The organism is Rhodopseudomonas telluris, assembly GCF_042432815.1.
In the GTDB taxonomy this organism is placed as follows: Bacteria; Pseudomonadota; Alphaproteobacteria; order Rhizobiales; family Xanthobacteraceae; genus Rhodopseudomonas; species Rhodopseudomonas telluris.
Genome location: NZ_JBHLWM010000003.1, coordinates 73,309 through 86,055 on the forward strand (window position 1 = coordinate 73,309; position 12,747 = coordinate 86,055).

Consider the following 12,747-nt stretch of genomic DNA (forward strand, 5'->3'; position numbering starts at 1 on the left):
TCAACGACGAATCTTCTTCAATGAACGACGCCGGCGTTCACGCGATGAGCTCCCGCAAGCCGCGGCCTGCCCCCTCTCCCGCTTGCGGGAGAGGGCTGGGGTGAGGGCGACGCTTGTCGCTGCCTCAGCGTTCAGCCCGACAAACGCGCCAGCGCCAGCGCGGACCAAGCTCACGAACTCAATCCCCCCGCCAGCGTCGGAACGTCCAGCGGCTTGAAGCCATAATGCGACAGCCAGCGCGCATCAGCTTCAAACAATTGCCGCAGATCGCTCATGCCGTATTTCAGCATCGCGATGCGGTCGATGCCCATGCCCCAGGCGAAGCCCTGGTACACGTCGGGATCGAGGCCGCAGGCGGTCAGCACGTTGGGGTGCACCATGCCGCAGCCGAGGATCTCCAACCAGTCTTCGCCTTCGCCGAAGCGGATCTCGTCCTTGCCGCGGCGGCACTGGATATCGACTTCCAGCGACGGCTCGGTGAACGGGAAGAACGACGGCCGGAACCGCATGTTGACGTTGTCGACCTCGAAGAACGCCTTGCAGAACTCGTGCAGGATCCACTTCAGGTGGCCGAGATGGCTGCCCTTGTCGATGACGAGGCCTTCGACCTGATGAAACATCGGCGTATGGGTCTGGTCGGAGTCGCTGCGATAGGTGCGGCCCGGACAGATCACGCGGATCGGCGGCTTCTGCGACAACATCGTGCGGACCTGCACCGGCGAGGTGTGAGTTCGCAGCAGCAGGCGCGAGCCGTCTTGCTTCGGGTTGAAGTAGAAAGTGTCGTGCATCTCGCGGGCCGGATGGCCCTCGGGGAAGTTCAGCTTGGTGAAGTTGTAGTCGTCGGTCTCGATGTCCGGACCTTCGGCGACCGCAAACCCCATGTCGGCGAAGATCGTCGTCACCTCGTCCCACACCTGGCTGAGCGGGTGAAGCCGGCCGGCTTCCGCCAGCGGCTCGCGCAGCGGCAGCGTGACGTCGATGGTCTCGGCGGCGAGCTTGGCGTCGAGCGCCGCGGCCTTGAGCACGTCGCGCCGCGCGGTCAGCGCCTGGGTGACGGCGTCCTTGGCGAGGTTGATCGCCGCGCCTTCGGTCTTGCGCTGCTCGGGGTCCATCTTGCCGAGCGTCGCCAGCAGGGCCGAGATCGAGCCCTTCTTGCCGAGCGCGCCGACACGCACCGCTTCGAGCGCGGCCTCGTCGGAGGCGGCGGCGATATCGGCGAGGATTTGCGTTTGCAGAGTTGAAAGGTCGGTCATGGCGATCCTTCAGAGGATGCTGATCCGGCCCCTCGTCCGTCATGCCCGGGCTTGTCCCGGGCATCCACGCCTTGCGGCATGGCCAACAGAGAAGACGTGGATGGCCGGGACGAGCCCGGCCATGACGACTTCACTGCTTGCACAGACAGGCGCGACCGGGACGCCTGTTGTGAGACGACCTCAGGCCGCGAGCGCGGCCTTGGCCTTCTCGGCGATCGCCTGGAACGCCGCCGGTTCGGTGATCGCGAGGTCGGACAGCACCTTGCGGTCGACGACGATGCCGGACTTCGACAGACCGTTGATGAACACGCTGTAGGTCATGCCGAACGGACGCACCGCGGCGTTGATGCGCTGGATCCACAGCGCGCGGAACGTCCGCTTCTTGCGCTTGCGATCGCGGAACGCGTACTGGCCGGCCTTGTCGACCGCGGCCTTGGCGGTGCGGATCGTGTTCTTGCGACGACCGCGATAACCCTTGGCGAGCTTGTAGACCTTCTTATGCTTGGCGTGAGCCGTCACACCGCGTTTGACGCGAGCCATGACTGATCTCCTTCATCTGAATTGGGTTTGGTTGGCCGCGCGGGCGCGGCCCGATGATGAGGTTGCCGCGCAGAGCGCGGCCAGAACGGTCAGGCGTTCGGCAAGAAGTACTTCTTGATGTTGTCGCCGTCGGTCTTGAAGATCGCGCGCGTGCCGCGAAGCTGACGGATCTGCTTCTTGGTGCGCTTGATCATGCCGTGGCGCTTGCCGCGCTGGGCGGACATCACCTTGCCGGTGGCAGTGACTTTGAAGCGCTTTTTGGCGCCCGATTTGGTCTTCAACTTGGGCATTTGGCTCTCCTCATGCCACGCGCAAATAGCGCCCGAAGGCGCTGCGGCGGCGAATATGCTCGTTAGAGCGTTGAAAATGCACGACTTATCTAAACCAGACAGGTCGGCAGGGCTCACCGCCACGGCAGCCCTTGATCAGCCGGGCGATGAAGGCTGGGCTTATGACAGAGCGCAGCCGGATTGGCAACGCTTAACGCCGGCCGAACGCGCCCCGGCAACCGGACCCTGCCGACCCGGCCGGCGCCGCGACGGGCCCTGTCCTATCCCCGTCGTATCCGCGTTCAACACTTCAAAAGGATTCGCGCCGAGGCTGGCGGGCATCGATCGCTTCCGGCAGGCGACCCAATTGGAAACATGGTGGAGATTCCGATGATCGTCCCCGCTCGGCCGCATGGCCCGACCTTCCGTCCCGGCGCCGCCCGGACCGCGCTGCTCGCGGCCGCGGCGCTGCTGACCACCTTCGCCGCCACCGACGCCGAAGCCGCCCGGCGCCGCACTGGCTCGTTCGACGGCACCTGGAACGTGACCTTCGCGACCCGCGCGGGCAATTGCAGCCCGACCTACAACGCGCCGTTCCTGGTGCAGGGCCGCCGCGTCGCCTCGGCCGGCGGCGGCAAGGTGACGGGCGGCATCACCGGCGGCGGCAACGTCTCGGTGCGGATCTCGGTCGGCGCCTCGGTCGCCACCGGCCGCGGCCGCCTCGCCGGCAGCACCGGCTCCGGCTATTGGAGCGGCCTGATCCAGGGCGACCGCTGCCACGGCATCTGGCAGGCGACGCGAGGGTAGGTCGTTTCTTTTCCAGCGCCAGCACATCGCCCGCGTCGCCCTCACCCCAGCCCTCTCCCGCAAGCGGGAGAGGGAGCCTGCAGCGGTCGGGGAGAGGCAGTTGCATCTCCATCCTGCATGGCGAGCTCCCTCCCCCGCTCGCGGGGGAGGGTTGGGGTGAGGGTGCCCCAGGCAGTGACTCCACACACTCAAACCAAAGAAAATGGCCCGTCAGCTCACGCTGGCGGGCCATATACATACTGAAATCGGAAACAGCTCCGCCTTAGCGCGGCGCCAGCACCATGACCACCTGGCGGCCTTCGAAGCGGGCGTCCTGCTCGACCTTGGCGATCTCGGCGACGTCGGCCTTCACCTTGTCCAGCAGCTTGGTGCCGATGTCCTGGTGGGCCATTTCGCGTCCCCGATAGCGCAAGGTGATCTTGACCTTGTCGCCTTCCTCGAAGAAGCGCTGCATCGCCTTCATCTTCACGTCGTAGTCGTGGTCGTCGATCATCGGACGGAGCTTGATCTCCTTGATCTCGACGATCTTCTGCTTCTTGCGCGCCTCGGCGGCCTTCTTCTGCGCCGAGTACTTGAACTTGCCGTAGTCCATGATCTTGCAGACCGGCGGACTGACGTTCGGCGAGATCTCGACCAGATCCATGCCGGCTTCCATCGCCATCTTGATCGCGACGATGGTCTCGACCTTGCCACGGTTCACACCGTCCTGGTCGATCAGCTGGATCTCGTGGTTGCGAATGTCATCGTTGGTGCGCGGCCCATCCTTGGCAACGGGGGGCGGGGCTCTGTTGGGACGGCGAATGGTGGCTTCTCCAATATTGTGAACGTTGGTGGCGAACGATCGATCAGGGCATCACACAGCGGCATCAACCGACTGCGCCGATCAGATCACGCCTTCCATATAGGTCAGAGCGCAACCGGACGCAAAACCGAGAACCCCGCTCAAAGCCGGGGCCATGCCCTTTTCTGATCGCGGCGCAGTGTGACGGAAGAAGCCCCGACCGGCAAGCCGACTTCCGCATAACCAGCGAAAAGTCGTGCCGATCCGCGTCTTTTCCGTCACGCGGCACCCCGCCTCGTGCTCGATTGACGACGCGGCCGGGCGTACTGCAAAGCAATTCGGCAACGAGGCACTTGATCCATGACAAATCAGCCAGCCGGCACCGATCCGGCATTTATCACCGTCGGCGACGGCGCGGACCAGCGCCGGATCGCCGTCCGGGCCAGGCCGGGCCGTGCGCCGGGGCTGTTCTGGCTCGGCGGCTTCAACTCCGACATGACCGGCACCAAGGCGGTGGCGCTCCATGCCTGGGCGGCCGAGCGCGGCCGGGCCTGCGTGCGGTTCGATTATTCCGGCCATGGCGAATCCTCCGGCGCTTTCGCCGACGGCACGATCAGCCGCTGGCTGGAAGATTCGCTGGCGGTGTTCGACCGTTTCGCCGAGGGACCGCAGGTGGTGATCGGCTCGTCGATGGGCGGCTGGATGGCGCTGCTGCTAGCGCGCGAGCTGATCCGCCGCGGCGGCACGAGCGCCGCCTCGCTGGCCGGCCTGGTGCTGATCGCGCCGGCGCCGGATTTCACCGAGGCGCTGATGTGGAACGGCTTTTCTCCCGAGATCCGGCGCCAGATCGAAACCGAGGGGGTCTGGATGCGGCCGTCGGAATACGGCGAGCCCTATCCGATCACGCGGGCGCTGATCAAGGACGGCCGCAACCATCTGCTGCTCGGCGGCGCGATCAGCACCGGCTGCCCGGTCCGCATCCTGCAGGGCAAGCAGGACCCGGACGTGCCCTGGACCCACGCCTTCGCCCTCACCGAACGGCTGCCCTGCGAGGACGTGGTGCTGACCCTGATCCAGGACGGCGACCACCGCCTCTCCCGCCCGCAGGACATCGCACGGATGCTGGCGGCGGTGGAGGAATTCGGGTGAGGTGAAGGAGGTGAAGAGAGGTGACGCCCCCCCCCCACTCACCACCGTCATCGCCCGCGAAAGCGGGCGACCCCGTATTCCAGAGCGGTTAAGTTCATCCTCTCTCTGGGATACTGGGTCCCGCGCTTTCGCGGGGGATGACGTCTGAAGACGGGGCGGCATCTCGGGCCACATTGACGCTCGTCCACTCCGCCCGCACACCCTTATCCTCTTCTTCGGCGAAACGCCTCTCACGCAGTGCCGCGAACTGATCGGCAGCAACTAACTGACCGAGCGCCCACACCGCCGCGCCGCGCACCGCCGGATCGGCATCGCCGAGCAGCCGCTCGGCCTCGGCGGCCAGCCCCGCATCCCCCGAATTGCCGATCGCGATCAGCACGTTGCGGATGAAGCGGTCGCGGCCGATGCGCTTCACCGGCGACTTGGTGAACAGCGCCCGGAATGCCGGATCGTCGAGCCGCACCAGCTCGCCGAGCGCCGGAGCCCGCAGCGCCTCGCGCGACGCCAGCTTGGCCTCGCGGCCGGCCTGCGCGAACTTGTTCCACGGGCACGCCGCGAGGCAATCGTCGCAGCCATAGATGCGGTTACCCAGCGGCGCGCGGAATTCGCGCGGGATCGGCCCCTTGTGCTCGATGGTGAGATACGAGATGCAGCGTCGCGCATCGAGCCGGTACGGCGCCGGAAACGCCGCGGTCGGACATGCATCGAGACAATTGCGGCACGAGCCGCAGTGATCGCGCTCGGCGGCATCGCGCGGCAGCTCGAGCGTGGTGAAGATCGCGCCGAGAAACAGCCAGGAGCCGAACTCGCGCGACACCAGATTGCTGTGCTTGCCCTGCCAGCCGAGCCCGGCCGCCTGCGCCAGCGGCTTCTCCATCACGGCGGCGGTGTCGACGAAGACTTTGACTTCGCAGCCCGAGGCCGCGACCAGCCAGCGCGCGAGCTGCTTCAGCCGCGCCTTGATGACGTCGTGATAATCGTCGCCCTGCGCATAGACCGAGATCGCGCCGCGATCGGTCGCGGCGAGACTCGAACGCGGATCCTTGTCCGGTCCGTAGTTGACGCCCAGCATGATCACCGAGCGCACCTCGCCCCACATCACCCGCGGGTCGGCGCGGCGCTCCGGCCGGTCGGCCAGCCAGGCCATCTGCCCGTGATAGTCAGAAGCGAGATACTCGCGCAGGTAGCCGAGGGCGTCCGGGATGGCATCCGGTGCGCAGACACCGAGAGGGGCGAAGCCGAGCGCATGGGCCTGCGCGGCCAGCTCTGCCTTCAGTTTGCCACAAGGATTTTCGGCCGGGTTGAGAGCCGTTTGGACGCGGCTCAGAAGTCCAGATCCACGTAGGTCCGCGACGCCGGCACCCCCGCCAGCCACTCGCTCAGCAGCGGACGGAACGACGGCCGCGACTTGATCCGGGCGTACCAGGCCTTCGCGGCTTCGTCCTCGATCCATGGCACGTCGCCCAGATAGTCGATCGCCGACAGATGCGCTGCAGCGGCGAGGTCGGCATACGTCATTCGATCGCCGGCCAGGAAGTTCCGCGTCCGCGCCAGCCAGCCGATATAAGCCAGATGATAGCGCACATTGGCGGTCGCGGCGCGGATCACGTCCATCGACGGCGGGCCGCCGCCATCCTCTTCGCTCATGAACCGCTTGTAGATCCGCTCGGTCACCAGCGGACCGCTGGCTTCCTCGAAGAACTTCTCGTTGAACCAGTCGAGCAGCCGGCGCACCTCGATCCGCTCGGCGGTCGACTGCGGCAGCAGCCGGCGATCGCCGAAGCCCGCGCCGTGCGTCTCATCGAGAAACTCGGCGATCACGCCGGCGCCCGGAACCGGCGGCTGCCCTTCGGCAATCAGCACCGGCGTCGTTCCGGCCGGATTGAGCGCCAGAAATGCCGTTCGACGTTCCCACGGACGTTCTTCCACCAGCCGCAGGTCGAGACCGTGTTCACCGAGCGCAAGCCGCACGAATCGGGACTGCGGGCAAAACGGGTGGTGGAACAGGGTGTACATGGCGACCTTGATAGTTTCGCAGGCTTAACAAACGGTGGCCGAACATCGGCAAAGGCGATCGGCGCCTCGGTCCTGCGGGAGGCGCCAAACTACTCAAGTGCGGCCCGCTGGCAAGGCGGCTTTTGGCAAGGCAGCTCTGGCGCATTTTTGACGTTGCGGCATACTAGTGGATAGGCGACAAGGTTCCGCCTCCCGCAACATCGCCCCCCTTCCCAACGGACTCCCCATGCTTGCCGATATCATCAGGGCCGTCATTCTCGGCATCGTCGAGGGTGTGACCGAGTTTCTTCCGGTGTCATCGACCGGTCATCTGCTGCTTGTCGGCCGGTTCTTCAATCTCGGCGAGGGCGACTTCTGGAAGACGTTCGACGTCCTGATCCAGCTCGGCGCGATTCTCGCGATCCTTGCGCTGTATTTCTCGAAATTGTGGCGGATTGCGCTCGGGATGTTCTCCGATCCGGCAGCGCAGCGCTTCGTCATCGGGGTGCTGGTGGCATTCCTGCCGGCGGCGGTGATCGGCGCCGCGGCGGGCTCCTACATCAAGGCCTATCTGTTCAACCCGTGGGTGGTGTGCTTCTCGCTGATCGTCGGCGGCGCGATCCTGCTCTGGGTCGATCAGCTCGATCTCAAGCCGCAGCATCACGACGCCACGACGTTTCCGGTGAAGATGTATTTCTACATCGGCTGCGCGCAGTGCATGGCGATGATCCCCGGCGTGTCGCGCTCAGGCGCCAGCATCGTCGCGGCCATGCTGTTCGGCGCCGACAAACGCTCGGCCGCGGAGTTCTCGTTCTTCCTGGCGATCCCGACCATGGTGGGCGCCTTCGTGTACGACCTCTACAAGAACCGCGCCGACCTCTCGAGCGACCATCTCACCATCGTGGCGGTAGGCTTCGTGGTGTCGTTCATCACCGCGATCATCGTGGTGAAGACGTTCCTCGGTTATGTCACCCGCCACGGCTTCGAGCTGTTCGCCTGGTGGCGCGTCGTGGTCGGCACGCTCGGCCTGATCGCGCTCGCGCTCGGCAAGTAATCACCGACAAGGCAAGGCTCGCCGCGCATCGCTGCACGGCGAGCCTCTGTCTGAAAGTTCGGATCAGGTGGTCTTGCGGGCGAACTGTCCGGTAGCGCGGAAGCGCCACAGATAGGACGGCACGATCGCCTGCATCGAATCCGGCGTGATGCCGAGGCCCTGCAGCGTCAGGCCGGCGCTCTTCGCGGCTTCCGACACCACATTGTCGACCTTCAGCAGCGCGACCTGATCGGGCGTCAGCTTGAAGTCGCCCGGCGCGAATTGCAGCAGCGCGGCCTGCAGGCTGGCGAGCCCGAACGGCAGCGGCAGCAGCAGCCGCTTGCGGTCGACGGTTTCGAGGATCAGCTCGATGATCTCGCGCATCGTCATCTGCTCGGGGCCGCCGAGTTCGTAGGTCGCGCCCGGCTTGGTGTGCCCGTCGACCGCCTCGGCCACCGCCGACGCGACGTCGCCGACATAGACCGGCTGCAGCTTGGTGTCGGCGCCGACCAGCGGCAGCACCGGCGAAATTCGCGCCAGCGCGGCGAAGCGATTGGTGAACGAATCTTCCGGACCGAACACAACCGACGGCCGCAGGATCGTGGCGTGCGGAACGGCGGCCAGCACCGCCTGCTCGCCGGCCGCCTTGGAGCGGGCATAGCGCGACGCCGACGACGCATCGGCGCCGATCGCCGAGACGTGCACCAAGCGGGCTCCGATCGCAGCAGCCGCCTTCGCGATCGCGACCGCGCCTTCGGCCTGCACCGCATCGAATCGCTGCGCACCGCCCTCGGCCAGGATGCCGACCAGGTTGATCGCCACACGAGAGTCGCGCATCGCCGCCTGGACCGACTCCGGATAGCGCAGATTAGCCTGCACCGCGTGAATCTGGCCGACCCGGCCGAGCGGCTGCAGGTGCCCGGCCAGCTCCGGACGCCGCACCGCCACCCTGATTCGGTAATCCCGGCGGGCCAGCGCGCTGACCACATGGCGGCCGATGAAGCCCGAACCGCCGAAAACCGTGACGAGGGTGTCGATATTCGAATGCATGCGGGTGATCCTGGTGCGGAAATGGCGGACCGGAAAGCTCCGGCAATCGCCGTTATTCTGGCGGTTTCGCGTTACGCCATCAACCTTTCGCTGTACAGCGGAATTGGCAGCGCAAAGCAATTTGACATTTCCGTAGCGGGTCCCTATCAACCCGCCCGGGCCCAGGTGGCGGAATTGGTAGACGCGCTGGTTTCAGGTACCAGTGGGTAACACCGTGGAGGTTCGAGTCCTCTCCTGGGCACCATTGCCCTGCCCGCAATTTAGCCCTGCTCGCGCTCCGATCTCCCTTCATTGACTCATTGGCGTTGTCGAGCTTCGGCGTTGTCGATCTTCGCTGCGCGGCTCGCCACTTGCTGGCTCGAGCGCTAGGTTGAGCAGCGATTCGGGGGCATCGCCCCGCCTTCCAACAACGGTTTGCCGACCATGACCATCCGCCTGCACCGCGGCGATCTGCCGGATCTTTCGCGCTACACCACCTCCGTGGCGATCGACACCGAAACGATGGGGCTGCATCCGCATCGCGACCGGCTGTGCGTGGTGCAGTTGTCCAGTGGCGACGGCAGCGCCGATGTGGTGCAGATTCCGCGCGGACACACCGACGCGCCCAACTTGAAGCGACTGCTCGGCGATCCGGGCGTGGTGAAGATCTTCCACTTTGCGCGGTTCGATCTCGCCGCGCTTTACAACGCGCTCGGCGTGATGCCGCAGCCGGTCTATTGCACCAAGATCGCCTCCCGACTGTCCCGCACCTACACGGACCGCCATGGCCTCAAGGACCTGGTCCGCGAACTGCTGAATGTCGATCTGTCGAAGCAGCAGCAATCCAGCGACTGGGGCGCCGAGACGCTCAGCGATGCCCAGCTGGCCTATGCGGCCTCCGACGTGCTGCATCTGCATGCGCTGCGCGACAAGCTCGACGTGATGCTGGCGCGCGAGAACCGGACCGAACTCGCCAAGGCCTGCTTCGATTTCCTGCCGCACCGCGCCCGCCTCGACCTCGAAGGTTGGAGCGAAGAGGACATCTTCGCTCATTCTTGAGGGTTTCGGGCATATCCGACAGGGTGGACCGCCCCGTTTCGGTCATACTCGTCGTTCTGATGGGCTTGTGATGGGCCTGCCCCTTGGCTGCCCTCGCCTGTCGGGGCAATTGCGACTATCTGAGGTTGCTCCCCGCGCCGGACGCGTCCGGTCGGTTCCCGATGCGGAGCAAGGATATGTGACGGTGGCGCTCGAGGCTGGCTGACGACGCCATGCCCGGAAGCAGGCGGGAGCAGCGGTGGCTTCGGTTCAGACGGCGGCGTATCAGGCTGGCATGGAGGCGCGCTTCGCCGCGGCGGCGCGCCACAGCCGGCTGGTGCGCACGCTGCGCATCGCCGTGCCGCTGGTGGTGGCGCTGTCGCTGGCCGCGATCATCGCGATTTCGATCTTCAATCCGTTTCGCCTGCTGGCCAAATTGCCGCTCGATATCGGCGACCTGGTGGTTTCGGGCACCAAGATCACGATGGAGTCGCCGCATCTGGCCGGCTTCACCAATGACGGCCGCCCCTACGAGATGTGGGCGCGTTCGGCCACCCAGGACCTCACCAGTCAGGACCATGTCGATCTGCACACCTTGCGGGCCAAGATGGTCAATGACGACCAATCCACGGTGGTGATCGAAGCGCGGGACGGCAAGTTCAACACCAAGGCCCAGCTTCTGAACCTCGAGAAGGACGTCTATCTGCGTTCGTCGAGTGGCAGCGAAGCCTGGATGACCCAAGCCGATGTCGACATGGGCAATGGCACGGTTTCGTCGAACGAGCCGGTCGACGTCAAATGGCTCGGCGGCAAGTTGCGCGGCCAGCGGCTGCGGATTACCGAAAAGGGCGATGTGATCCGATTCGAAGGCGGCGTCGTGATGAACCTGGACAACGCCCGGCTGCCCGATGCCTCCGAGGAGGCCGAAGCCCAGCCGCCGTCCGCGCCGGCCGCATCGCCGAGAATCGACCAGACGGCGCCGAAGGCGAAGCCGTCCGGCCAACGCCAACGCGAAGTGAATCATCCATGATCGCTGCCGGTTTCCGCTCCGCCCGTCGCGTCCTGCTTGGGATCGCCGGCGCCGCGCTTTTGGCCGGCGCCGCGAGCGCTCCCGGCTGGGCGCAAAGCGCCATGCAGGGCGTCCCGAACGCGATGCAGGGCTTTTCGCAGAATCGCGACCAGCCGATTCAGATCGAATCCGATACGCTCGAGGTCCGGGACAAGAAGAAGGAGGCGACCTTCGCCGGCAGCGTCAAGGTGGTTCAGGGCGACACCACCATGACGTCCAAGAGTCTCGTGGTGTTCTACGATCAGGACCAGCAGGACAACGCCTCGGCCAAGCAGGCCAAGCGCAAGGCAATGCCTGCGGCGACGCCGGGCCCCGGCGGCACCTCGTCGATTCGCCGGCTCGAGGCCAAGGGCAGTGTCGTGGTCACCCAGAAGGATCAGGTCGTCACCGGCGATACGGCGGTGTTCGATACCAAGACCAATCTGGTGACCATGCTGGGCAACGTCGTGCTGACGCAGGGCAAGAACGTGGTTCGCGGCGACCGGCTGCTGGTCGACATGACCACCGGCGTGTCGCGGGTCGAATCCAACAGCGGCCGGGTCCAGGGGCTGTTTCAGTCCTCCGGCAGCGGCACCGGTGGTCCGCTCGGCCTCGGCCCTCCCGCCGCGGGCCAGAAGAAGTGAGCGCGCGGGGACCTCGGGCCGCAACACGGCGCCCGACCAGAGCTGATCGGTAGCAGGATGGTTGACCTTCTGAGCATGTTCCGGCGGCGGGCCCCGAAGCGGTCGGGAGCAGCCCGTCCGCGCCCGGACATCACCGCCCTGCAGGAAGAGATCGGCGACCTGTTGGCGACGCCGGCGCGTGACGCAGCCATGGCCCGCGCCGCCGTCCACGAGGCGCCGCTGGCGCCGACGCCCGCGCCGCAGCGACCGCGGCGTCAAGCCGCAACCCCGATGGAGCAGCGCGCCCCGCATGCCGGCTACCTCGCGGTGCATCGCATCGAGAAGAGCTTCGGCACCCGCAAGATCGTGCGCGGCGTCAGCATCTATGTCCGCCGCGGCGAAGCGGTCGGCCTGCTCGGCCCGAACGGCGCCGGCAAGACCACGGTGTTCTACATGATCACCGGCCTGATCAAGGCGGACCGCGGCGCGATCGAACTCGACGGCCACGACGTCACCAAGCTGCCGATGTATCAGCGCGCCCGACTCGGCATCGGCTATCTGCCGCAGGAAGCGTCGATCTTCCGCGGCCTCAATGTCGAGCAGAACATCATGGCGGTGCTCGAAGCGGTAGAGCCCGACAAGCGCAAGCGGGAAGCCGAGCTCAACAATCTGCTGCAGGAGTTCAACATTGAACGATTGCGCAAGTCGCCGTCGATCGCGCTGTCGGGCGGCGAACGCCGCCGCGTGGAAATCGCCCGCGCGCTGGCGAGCCGTCCCAACTACATGCTGCTCGACGAGCCGTTTGCCGGCATCGACCCGATCGCGGTCGGCGACATTCAGGATCTGGTCCGGCATCTCACCAATCGTGGTATCGGGGTGCTAATCACCGACCACAATGTGCGCGAAACCCTGGGCCTCACCGATCGCGCCTACATCGTTTATGCGGGTGAGATCCTGACCGAGGGCACGCCCGAGGAGATCGTCAATAATCCCGACGTCCGCCGTCTTTACCTTGGCGAGGAATTCCGACTGTAACCGGTTGCGGTTCGCGCGCTGAAGCGGCATGCTCAGGTGCCTTGCTCCTCCCGCCCCGACGCCGGCTGGGCCGCCTACTCCAAATTTCCAATTCGTCAAGGCGTGTACATCAGCCGCGGAAAGGCGTAAGCAAGAAACGGACCAACT

General features: G+C 65.9%; 14 protein-coding genes and 1 tRNA gene. 8 read left to right on the forward strand and 7 right to left on the reverse strand.

Features of this window, described 5'->3' with window-relative positions:
• Window positions 1-170: 170 nt before the first annotated feature.
• From pheS to rpmI, 3 genes are all read right to left on the reverse strand, one after another.
• Window positions 171-1,253, reverse strand: coding sequence for a phenylalanine--tRNA ligase subunit alpha (gene pheS / locus ACFFJ6_RS07150; protein WP_378385926.1), 1,083 nt, complete (start codon window positions 1,251-1,253; stop codon window positions 171-173).
• Between the two features lie 180 nt (window positions 1,254-1,433).
• Window positions 1,434-1,793, reverse strand: coding sequence for a 50S ribosomal protein L20 (rplT, locus tag ACFFJ6_RS07155; RefSeq protein ID WP_378385928.1), 360 nt, complete (start codon window positions 1,791-1,793; stop codon window positions 1,434-1,436).
• A gap of 89 nt (window positions 1,794-1,882) precedes the next feature.
• On the reverse strand, window positions 1,883-2,083 hold the full coding sequence (gene rpmI, locus ACFFJ6_RS07160) for a 50S ribosomal protein L35 (RefSeq protein ID WP_011155610.1): 201 nt from the start codon (window positions 2,081-2,083) through the stop codon (window positions 1,883-1,885).
• A gap of 369 nt (window positions 2,084-2,452) precedes the next feature.
• Between rpmI and ACFFJ6_RS07165 the strand changes: the two genes are divergently transcribed.
• On the forward strand, window positions 2,453-2,869 hold the full coding sequence (locus ACFFJ6_RS07165) for a hypothetical protein (RefSeq protein ID WP_378385931.1): 417 nt from the start codon (window positions 2,453-2,455) through the stop codon (window positions 2,867-2,869).
• Window positions 2,870-3,131: 262 nt separating this feature from the next.
• Here the strand turns inward: ACFFJ6_RS07165 and infC are convergent, their stop codons facing one another.
• Window positions 3,132-3,671, reverse strand: a complete 540-nt coding sequence (gene infC / locus ACFFJ6_RS07170; protein WP_156332516.1) for a translation initiation factor IF-3 — start codon at window positions 3,669-3,671, stop codon at window positions 3,132-3,134.
• Window positions 3,672-4,010: 339 nt separating this feature from the next.
• Here infC and ACFFJ6_RS07175 point away from each other — a divergent pair, with 339 nt between their 5' ends.
• Window positions 4,011-4,799, forward strand: a complete 789-nt coding sequence (locus tag ACFFJ6_RS07175) for an alpha/beta hydrolase (RefSeq protein ID WP_378385933.1) — start codon at window positions 4,011-4,013, stop codon at window positions 4,797-4,799.
• Window positions 4,800-4,893: 94 nt separating this feature from the next.
• On the opposite strand, the gene queG is transcribed toward ACFFJ6_RS07175, so the two are convergent.
• Together queG and ACFFJ6_RS07185 are read right to left on the reverse strand one after the other, a co-directional pair.
• A complete protein-coding gene (gene queG / locus ACFFJ6_RS07180) occupies window positions 4,894-6,174 on the reverse strand; it encodes a tRNA epoxyqueuosine(34) reductase QueG (protein WP_378385935.1) in 1,281 nt (426 codons plus the stop codon).
• A complete protein-coding gene (locus tag ACFFJ6_RS07185) occupies window positions 6,123-6,815 on the reverse strand; it encodes a glutathione S-transferase family protein (RefSeq protein WP_378385937.1) in 693 nt (230 codons plus the stop codon). Before ACFFJ6_RS07185 ends, queG begins: the two co-directional genes overlap by 52 nt.
• Before the next feature lie 226 nt (window positions 6,816-7,041).
• Here ACFFJ6_RS07185 and ACFFJ6_RS07190 point away from each other — a divergent pair, with 226 nt between their 5' ends.
• Window positions 7,042-7,848 carry an undecaprenyl-diphosphate phosphatase gene (locus ACFFJ6_RS07190; RefSeq protein ID WP_378385939.1) on the forward strand — a complete coding sequence of 269 codons (807 nt, stop codon included), beginning with the start codon at window positions 7,042-7,044 and terminating at the stop codon, window positions 7,846-7,848.
• 63 nt (window positions 7,849-7,911) lie between these two features.
• Here ACFFJ6_RS07190 and ACFFJ6_RS07195 read toward each other — a convergent pair whose 3' ends face one another.
• The gene (locus tag ACFFJ6_RS07195; protein WP_378385941.1) at window positions 7,912-8,877 is read right to left on the reverse strand and encodes a complex I NDUFA9 subunit family protein; all 966 of its coding nucleotides are present in this window, start codon (window positions 8,875-8,877) and stop codon (window positions 7,912-7,914) included.
• Window positions 8,878-9,036: 159 nt separating this feature from the next.
• On the opposite strand from ACFFJ6_RS07195, the gene ACFFJ6_RS07200 reads away from it, so the two are divergent.
• The 5 genes from ACFFJ6_RS07200 to lptB all read left to right on the forward strand — a co-directional run bounded on the left by ACFFJ6_RS07200 (window position 9,037) and on the right by lptB (window position 12,600).
• Window positions 9,037-9,121: transfer RNA gene (locus ACFFJ6_RS07200), tRNA-Leu, on the forward strand.
• A gap of 179 nt (window positions 9,122-9,300) precedes the next feature.
• Window positions 9,301-9,915 carry a ribonuclease D gene (locus tag ACFFJ6_RS07205; RefSeq protein ID WP_378385943.1) on the forward strand — a complete coding sequence of 205 codons (615 nt, stop codon included), beginning with the start codon at window positions 9,301-9,303 and terminating at the stop codon, window positions 9,913-9,915.
• Between the two features lie 274 nt (window positions 9,916-10,189).
• Window positions 10,190-10,924 (forward strand): LPS export ABC transporter periplasmic protein LptC, encoded by a 735-nt coding sequence (lptC, locus tag ACFFJ6_RS07210; protein WP_378387025.1) that lies wholly within the window; start codon window positions 10,190-10,192, stop codon window positions 10,922-10,924.
• The gene (locus tag ACFFJ6_RS07215) at window positions 10,921-11,586 is read left to right on the forward strand and encodes an LptA/OstA family protein (RefSeq protein ID WP_378385945.1); all 666 of its coding nucleotides are present in this window, start codon (window positions 10,921-10,923) and stop codon (window positions 11,584-11,586) included. Before lptC ends, ACFFJ6_RS07215 begins: the two co-directional genes overlap by 4 nt.
• A 57-nt stretch (window positions 11,587-11,643) precedes the next feature.
• Complete coding sequence (gene lptB, locus ACFFJ6_RS07220) at window positions 11,644-12,600, forward strand: LPS export ABC transporter ATP-binding protein (RefSeq protein WP_378385947.1); 957 nt, start codon at window positions 11,644-11,646, stop codon at window positions 12,598-12,600.
• Window positions 12,601-12,747: the final 147 nt, after the last annotated feature.

Bases quoted from the DNA above. Each gene is read 5' to 3' on its own strand.
- ACFFJ6_RS07165 (WP_378385931.1), top strand. From the start codon at position 2,453: ATGATCGTCCCCGCTCGGCCGCATGGCCCGACCTTCCGTCCCGGCGCC.
- ACFFJ6_RS07175 (WP_378385933.1), top strand. From the start codon at position 4,011: ATGACAAATCAGCCAGCCGGCACCGATCCGGCATTTATCACCGTCGGC.
- ACFFJ6_RS07215 (WP_378385945.1), top strand. From the start codon at position 10,921: ATGATCGCTGCCGGTTTCCGCTCCGCCCGTCGCGTCCTGCTTGGGATC.
- pheS (WP_378385926.1), bottom strand. From the start codon at position 1,253: ATGACCGACCTTTCAACTCTGCAAACGCAAATCCTCGCCGATATCGCC.
- ACFFJ6_RS07195 (WP_378385941.1), bottom strand. From the start codon at position 8,877: ATGCATTCGAATATCGACACCCTCGTCACGGTTTTCGGCGGTTCGGGC.
- rplT (WP_378385928.1), bottom strand. From the start codon at position 1,793: ATGGCTCGCGTCAAACGCGGTGTGACGGCTCACGCCAAGCATAAGAAG.
- lptB (WP_378385947.1), top strand. From the start codon at position 11,644: ATGGTTGACCTTCTGAGCATGTTCCGGCGGCGGGCCCCGAAGCGGTCG.
- ACFFJ6_RS07205 (WP_378385943.1), top strand. From the start codon at position 9,301: ATGACCATCCGCCTGCACCGCGGCGATCTGCCGGATCTTTCGCGCTAC.
- ACFFJ6_RS07190 (WP_378385939.1), top strand. From the start codon at position 7,042: ATGCTTGCCGATATCATCAGGGCCGTCATTCTCGGCATCGTCGAGGGT.
- ACFFJ6_RS07185 (WP_378385937.1), bottom strand. From the start codon at position 6,815: ATGTACACCCTGTTCCACCACCCGTTTTGCCCGCAGTCCCGATTCGTG.
- lptC (WP_378387025.1), top strand. From the start codon at position 10,190: ATGGAGGCGCGCTTCGCCGCGGCGGCGCGCCACAGCCGGCTGGTGCGC.
- rpmI (WP_011155610.1), bottom strand. From the start codon at position 2,083: ATGCCCAAGTTGAAGACCAAATCGGGCGCCAAAAAGCGCTTCAAAGTC.